Origin of the sequence: Dankookia rubra (assembly GCF_004355005.1) — a bacterium.
In the GTDB taxonomy this organism is placed as follows: Bacteria; Pseudomonadota; Alphaproteobacteria; order Acetobacterales; family Acetobacteraceae; genus Paracraurococcus; species Paracraurococcus ruber_A.
In genome coordinates, this window is sequence record NZ_SMSJ01000169.1 from 1 (window position 1) to 6526 (window position 6526).

The 6526-nt window shown below is 74.3% G+C and carries 7 protein-coding genes; 1 reads left to right on the plus strand and 6 read right to left on the minus strand.

Annotated features, from left to right (window positions below; genetic code table 11):
- The coding region (locus E2C06_RS34900; RefSeq protein WP_133293146.1) for a hypothetical protein at positions 1-196 on the minus strand (196 nt) is incomplete at its 3' end.
- 193 nt (positions 197-389) lie between these two features.
- On the opposite strand from E2C06_RS34900, the gene E2C06_RS34905 reads away from it, so the two are divergent.
- Positions 390-1586 carry an LLM class flavin-dependent oxidoreductase gene (locus tag E2C06_RS34905; RefSeq protein ID WP_206664834.1) on the plus strand — a complete coding sequence of 399 codons (1197 nt, stop codon included), beginning with the start codon at positions 390-392 and terminating at the stop codon, positions 1584-1586.
- A 46-nt stretch (positions 1587-1632) separates the two neighbouring features.
- Here the strand turns inward: E2C06_RS34905 and E2C06_RS34910 are convergent, their stop codons facing one another.
- The 5 genes from E2C06_RS34910 to E2C06_RS34930 all read right to left on the minus strand — a co-directional run bounded on the left by E2C06_RS34910 (position 1633) and on the right by E2C06_RS34930 (position 6332).
- Positions 1633-2067 carry a hypothetical protein gene (locus tag E2C06_RS34910; protein WP_133293147.1) on the minus strand — a complete coding sequence of 145 codons (435 nt, stop codon included), beginning with the start codon at positions 2065-2067 and terminating at the stop codon, positions 1633-1635.
- The gene (locus E2C06_RS34915; protein WP_133293148.1) at positions 2064-2894 is read right to left on the minus strand and encodes a hypothetical protein; all 831 of its coding nucleotides are present in this window, start codon (positions 2892-2894) and stop codon (positions 2064-2066) included. Before E2C06_RS34915 ends, E2C06_RS34910 begins: the two co-directional genes overlap by 4 nt.
- A gap of 14 nt (positions 2895-2908) precedes the next feature.
- Positions 2909-3187, minus strand: a complete 279-nt coding sequence (locus tag E2C06_RS34920; protein ID WP_133293149.1) for a hypothetical protein — start codon at positions 3185-3187, stop codon at positions 2909-2911.
- Between the two features lie 97 nt (positions 3188-3284).
- On the minus strand, positions 3285-5117 hold the full coding sequence (locus tag E2C06_RS34925) for an ABC transporter ATP-binding protein/permease (protein WP_133293150.1): 1833 nt from the start codon (positions 5115-5117) through the stop codon (positions 3285-3287).
- A gap of 243 nt (positions 5118-5360) precedes the next feature.
- Positions 5361-6332 carry a 2-hydroxyacid dehydrogenase gene (locus tag E2C06_RS34930; protein ID WP_133293151.1) on the minus strand — a complete coding sequence of 324 codons (972 nt, stop codon included), beginning with the start codon at positions 6330-6332 and terminating at the stop codon, positions 5361-5363.
- Positions 6333-6526: the final 194 nt, after the last annotated feature.

Genomic DNA, 6526 nt, shown 5'->3' on the forward strand with positions numbered 1-6526 from the left:
GCGCCGCCTGCGGCCGGGCCGGGGCGAGGCTCGCCATGGCGGGACCCACCGGCAGGCCGGCATCCTCGCGCAGCCGCGGCTCGACCACGCGCAGCACCGCCGCCTGGCGCCGCCGCCGCAGCCAGCGGCGCAGCCGCGTGCCGAGCGCCGGCCCGGGGGCGGGAAAGGCGGCGGGATCGGTGCTGGCGAGGCGCATGCGGGTCACTCCTGCGGCCGGGCCGGGCGCCTCCGGCAGCGAGGCAAGCCTGGCAGGCCGCGTCCGCCGCCGCTGTGCGCCGGCGCACAGCTGGTTCGCGCGCTTTGGTCAGTCGTCCGGTTGACCGCGGCCGGGAGAAGTCCCTAGCCTGCTAACGGAAACTCCAGACCGCTCCAGGAAAGGCATCATCCCCATGGCCCATGCCGGCTTGCGCTTCGGCATCTTCCTCGCCCCCTTCCACCGGGTGGGCGACAACCCGACGCTGGCGCTGGGCCGCGACCTGGAGCTGATCTCCTGGCTCGACACCCTGGGCTATGACGAGGCCTGGATCGGCGAGCACCATTCGGCGGGATGGGAGATCATCGCCTCGCCGGAGATCTTCATCGGCGCGGCGGCGGAGCGCACCAAGCACATCATGCTGGGCTCCGGCGTCACCTCGCTGCCCTACCACCACCCCTTCCTGGTGGCGCAGCGCTTCGTCCAGCTCGACCACATGACGTGCGGCCGGGCGATGCTCGGCTGCGGCCCCGGCGCGCTGGTCTCGGATGCCTACATGATGGGCATCAAGGCCGAGGACCAGCGGCGAATGATGGACGAGAGCCTCGACGCCATCACCCGGCTGCTCGCCTGCGAGGAGCCGGTGACGATGAAGACCGACTGGTTCGAGCTGAACCAGGCGCGGCTGCACCTGGCGCCCTATACCTACCCGCACTTCCCCATCGCGGTGGCCTCGGCCACGACGCCCTCCGGCGTGCTGGCCGCCGGCAAGTACGGGCTCGGCCTGCTCTCGCTCGGCGCCGGCCTGCCGGGCGGCAACGCCAAGCTGGCGGACTACTGGCGGCAGGGCGAGGCCGAGGCGGCGAAGCACGGCAAGCAGTTCAAGCGGGACGGCTGGCGCCTGGTCGTCAACATGCATTGCGCCGAGGAGGACGAGCGCGCCCTGCGCGACGTGGCGCGCGGCGAGCGGATCGAGACGCTGTCCTACTTCTCGGAAACCCTCGGCCGCCCGCCGATGCGCAGCGAGAACCCGCTCGGCGACGGGCTCAAGGCCGGAACGACGCTGGTCGGCTCGCCCGAGACCATCGTCAAGGGCATCGAGCGGCTGCTGGAATACACCGAGGGCGGCGCCGGCGGCGTGCTGTTCCGCGCGCATGAATGGGCCAACCGGGAAGACACGCTGCGCAGCTACGAGCTCTTCGCCCGCTGGGTCATGCCGCATTTCCAGAACTCGCTGACCATGCCGGCGCAGAGCCGCGAATGGTGCTCGGAGAACCGCAGCGGCATCTTCGGGCCGAGCATGAATGCGCTGCGGAAGGCCTTCGTCGATGCCGGGCAGGAGGTCCCCGACCACATGCGGATGCGCCTCCACACCGGCAAGGTCGATCTCTGAGCCGGGATCGTCCCGAACGGCAAGGCTCGGGGCGTGAAGCGGCTTCTCAGCAGGCCGCCGCGTCCGCCGCGAGGCCACGCAGCACCAGGGCCGGGGTCGGCGTGACGCCGTGCCGCAGCCGGTGCCAGAGCCGCCGGCGCGGCAGGCCGGAAAGGTCCTCCGGCCAGGGCTCCAGCCCGCCCAGCCAGAGCTGCGCGCCGGCCCAGGCCGGCTCCGGCAGGGTTCGGCGCAGCAGCGGCAGGATCTCGTCCGGCCGGTCGAGCGGCACCACCTGCCGGCCGCAGGCCCCGGCCAGCCGCAGCATACGGTAGCTGCCGGTCTGGCCGAGGCCGCGCTCGGCCACCGCCGGCTCGCCGCGGGCGGCGAACCAGGCCAGGGCATCGATCGCCGCCGGCTCGGGCGCCGCCCGTCCGAGCTTCAGGCCGAGCCCGAGCGCCAGGCTCGCCGCCAGGCCGAGCAGCGCGGGCCGACGCCCCGTCACGCCGCGAGGGCCGCCAGCAGGGCCAGCGCGGTCCAGAGCAACTGCAGCCCGGCCAGCCCCCAGTCGCCGTGCAGCGCCTCAGCCACCGGCACCGAGACCGCCATGGCGACCAGCCGCGCCAGGTTCAGCAGCAGCGCCATCCCCATCCCGAGCGCCACGGCACCCCAGGCCGGGCGGCCCGGCCGCACCAGCAGCGACAGGGCCAGGGTGGCCACCAGCATCTCCGGCAGCAGCACCAGGGCCGAGCAGCCGCGCAGGATCAGCAGCGCATGGCGCGCTTCGGGCAGCATGACCAGGTTGCCGGCGGCCTCGGCCGCGACGCCCGCCGCATGCAGCAGTGCCACCAGGATCCGGGCCTCCGCCGCGATCACCGGCCCGGCCGCCAGGCCGCTGCCGAGCAGGTCGAAGAGCCCGACGCCGCCCGCCGCCAGCAGCAGCCCGGCCGCGCCGTCGGCGCGCCCGGCGCGCAGGCAGGGCAGGGCCAGCACGACCAGCGCCGCCACGGCGCCGGCCCGTGGCGGGGCGGCGGCCAGGGCGAGCGCGGCGGCGAAGCAGGCCCAATCCGTCGCACCGGCGGCGGCGGCGGGCATCCGCCGCAGCGTCAGCAGCGCGGTGCCGGCGGCGAGCAGCCCGGTGCCCGCCGAAAGGCCCGGGATGCCGCCGCCATCGGCCGCCAAGTTCGCCGCGGCGGCCAGGATGCCGAGCGTGACGAGGAAGCCGGGCGTGGCGGCGCGGCGGGCAAGCGCTGCGGTCATCGCGCCCGGGTCATCCAGGGCGGCGGCCGGGATCGCGCCGATGGGCGGCCGCTGGCCGGACGCCGTCGCCATGGCGCGGTGCCGGATCACGCCAGCGGATCGGCCCGCCGCCGCCGCCGCAGGATCAGGGCCGAAGCGCCGGCGCCGCCCATCAGCAGCAGGCCGACCAGCCCGGCGCCGGCCAGCGGCAGCGGCGCCTCGGTCAGGGCCGCGGCGCAGGCGTCGCGCATCAGCGCCGACCGGCAATTCGCGGTGTCGCTGGTCGCATTGCCGGCGGCCCCGTCGTTGTAGTTGCCGTCGGCGGCGAGGCTGGGTCCGGCTGCCAGCAGCAGGGCCGCCAGGGCGGGGAGGAGGGTCTTCCGCATCTGCATCTCCTGAGTCGCGCAGGCTTTCTAACTTTATGGTTGAAAAACCATTATGCCAATCGCGTGAGACGTCTTGGTGCGGTGTCGGGGATGCCGATCAGCCCGCGGGCTGCCAGACCCCGGCGCCCCGCCCGCGCTCCGGCCGCGCCACCGGCCTTTCGCCCGGGACGGCATGGGCATGCGCGACCCGCACCCGGCCCGGCGCCGGCAGGGGCGGCAGGCCGGCCGGCAGCAGCCGCCCGCCTTCGAGCCGCAGCACCCGGTCGTGCCAGCGGGCGAGGCCCGGCCGGTGGCCGATCGAGACCAGCGCCGCGCCGGACAGTTCGCGCGAGAACAGCTCCATCACCATGGCCTCGGCCGCCTCGTCGAGCGCCGAGGTCGCCTCGTCCAGCAGCACCCAGCGCGGCGCATGCAGCAGCAGCCGGGCGAAGCCGAGCCGCTGCTGCTCCCCGAGGCTCAGCGTCCGGTCCCAGCGCCCCGCTTCCTCCAGCCGGCCGGCCAGCCCGGCCAGGTTGCAGCGGGCCAGCGCCGCGGCGATCGCCGCATCGGTGAAGCGGCCGGGCGGGGCGGGGTAGCAGACCGCCTCCCGCAGCGTGCCGAGCGGCAGGTAGGGGCGCTGCGGCAGCAGCATGGTCGCGGCCGGGTCGGGCATCTCGATGCGCCCCTCGCCCCAGGGCCAGAGCCCGGCGGCGGCGCGGAACAGCGTCGACTTGCCGCAGCCGCTGCCGCCCTGGAGCAGCACCCGCTCGCCCGCCCGGATGGTGGCGCTGGCGCCCTCGACCAGCACGCGGCCATTGGGCGCGCGGAGCGTCACGCGGTCCAGCACCAGGTCGCCGGCGCCGGGCGCGACCGCGATGCCGCCGGCCCGGCCGAGCTTCGCCGCGGCCTCCAGGCTGTCCTCGAGCGCCTCTATCCGCACCACGTGGCTGCGCCAGTCGGCGATCTGCGGCCAGTGCTCCTGCAGCCAGGAGAGGGCGCGGACCACCTCGGTGAAGGCCTGGCCGAGCTGCACCAGGGCGCCGAGGCCGAGGGCGCCGGCGAAGAAGGCGGGCCCGGCCAGCAGCAGCGGCAGGGCGGCGGCGACCATGCCGTAGCTGGATCCCAGCCACATCAGGTGGCGTTCCTGCCGCAGCATCCGCCGCATCACCGCGACGACGTTGCCGAAGCTGCCGTCGAGGTGGCGCGCCTCATCCGCCCCGCCGCCGATCATCGCCACCGCCTCGGCATTCTCGCGCAGCCGGATCAGGGCGAAGCGGTGTTCCGATTCGGCCCGGTTGCGGTCCACGTGGATGCCGATCAGCGGCCGGCCGATCGCCCAGGTCAGCAGGGTGCCGGCGCCGGCATAGAGGACGGCGAGGCCGAGCATGCCGCCCGGCACCGCGATGCCGGCCAGCGGCACCGCGGCCGAGAGGGTCCAGAGCAGGCCGACGAAGGAAATCAGGTTGATGACGGCGTAGAGCAGGCTGCAGCCGAGATCGACCGAGACCGCGGTCGCCCAGCGCGTGTTCTCGCTGATCCGCTGGTCCGGGTTGTCGGCGGCGTCCGGCAGCAGGCCCATGTGGTAATTGCTGGCATCGCGCGCCCAGCGGCCCTGCAGGTGCTGCACCAGCCAGCGGCGCCAGGAGAGCGCGAGCATCTGCCGGGCGCCGAGCTGGGCGACGGCCAGCGTCATCGTCAGGCAGACCAGGCCGGCGAAGATCCAGGCCTGGGTTCCCATCGCAGCCTGGTCGCGGCGGTCGAGCGCGGCGAAGAAGGCGCCGTTCCAGGCATTCACGCCGAGCGCGGTGGCGATCTGCCCCAGGGTCATCAGCACCACCAGGGCGGTCAGGCCCCAGGCGAGCCGGCGCTCGGCGGAGCCGTACCAGCCGCGGGCGAGGCGGAGGGTGCTGGCCAAGGGGCTGCGGCGCGGCTGGTTCGGATGGTCGCTCAACTCACGCTCCCCTAACGGTTGCCCTGGAATAGGAAGCAGTATACAAATAAGCGTGAGGCCGCCAAGGAATTAAGGCGAAAATGCGGCAGTAACGGGGCAAGTGTGGCAATCCGGCCAGGGGGGACCCTGGCAGGCTCGCCCTGCCGGCGCTGTGCCGGGGGATACGGGGAAGGGGACGGGAGCGGGGCGCGCGGCGTCAGCCCGGCTTCGGCCGGCCCGCGCGGGCCGGCCGCCGGGGCAGGGTCAGTCCGCCAGTTCGGGGATCACCCAGAGCGGCTTCTCGCCCCGTGCCACCCGCTGGCAATTGTCGAAGGCGTTGCGGAACCGCGCCTGCTGGTTGTCCCAGGTCGGCCCCGCGAAATGCGGCGTCAGCACCACGTTCTTCAGCCGGAAGAGCGGGTTGTCGGCCGGCGGCGGCTCCTGGTCGAAGACGTCGAGTCCGGCGCCGGCGATCCGGCCATCGGTCAGCGCCGCGATCAGCGCCGCCTCGTCCACCACCGGGCCGCGGCAGGTGTTGACCAGATAGGCGGTGGGCTTCATCTGCGCGATCTCGGCGGCGCCGATCATGTGGCGGGAGGCCGGGGTCAGCGGCACGTGCAGCGAGACGATGTCGGCATTGCGCAGGATCTCGCCCATCAGCTTGAAGCGGACATGCAGCGCGTCCTCCTCGGCCTCCGAGACCCGGCGGATGTCGTAGTAGTGGACCGTCATGCCGAAGGCATTGGCCAGCCGCGCCACCTTCTTGCCGATGGCGCCGAGCCCGATGATGCCGAGCGTCTTGTCGCGCAGCTCGTACAGCTTGGTGCCGGCCAGGTCGTTGCCGCGCCAGCGGCCGGCGGCGACGCTCTCGTGCTGCCAGACCAGGCGGCGGGCGACCGCCATCATCAGCAGGATCGCGTGTTCCGACACCGCGGTGCTGTTGGCGCCGCCGTTGTTGCAGACCGGGATGCCGGCGCCGCGCGCGGCCTCGATGTCCACCGTGTCGTAGCCGGCCGAGAGCAGCTGCATCAGCTTGAGCTTCGGCGCGCGCCCGTAGAAGCCGGCATCCACCGCGCGGTTGCCGAAGCCGACCAGGAAGTCGGCGCCGGGCAGGGCGGACTCGAATTCCGGGCTGCCGAGCGGCGCCACCACCAGTTCCATGCCGGCGGGGGCGAGCTCGCGCGCGATATCGGTCGCGCTGAGCGGGTTCTCCATCATGAGGATGCGCGGGGCCATTCTCGTTTCCTCCGGTCTGCTGCCACCGTCATGCCGGGGCTTGCCGCCGCCAGCAAGACCCGGCCGGCGCCGGCGCCTTCCGGCTCGAACCGCGGTGGCACCCGCGGCGCCCGGCCGGGGAATCGGGCGGCGCCGCCCCGCGGCCGGGCGGTGCGGGACGGCGCGGCGGGCGCCGGACCGGCGGATGCGGGCGG

Excerpts from the sequence above, each read along its gene's own strand:
- E2C06_RS34905 (WP_206664834.1), top strand. The coding sequence starts at position 390 with ATGGCCCATGCCGGCTTGCGCTTCGGCATCTTCCTCGCCCCCTTCCAC.
- E2C06_RS34915 (WP_133293148.1), bottom strand. The coding sequence starts at position 2,894 with ATGGCGACGGCGTCCGGCCAGCGGCCGCCCATCGGCGCGATCCCGGCC.
- E2C06_RS34920 (WP_133293149.1), bottom strand. The coding sequence starts at position 3,187 with ATGCGGAAGACCCTCCTCCCCGCCCTGGCGGCCCTGCTGCTGGCAGCC.
- E2C06_RS34930 (WP_133293151.1), bottom strand. The coding sequence starts at position 6,332 with ATGGCCCCGCGCATCCTCATGATGGAGAACCCGCTCAGCGCGACCGAT.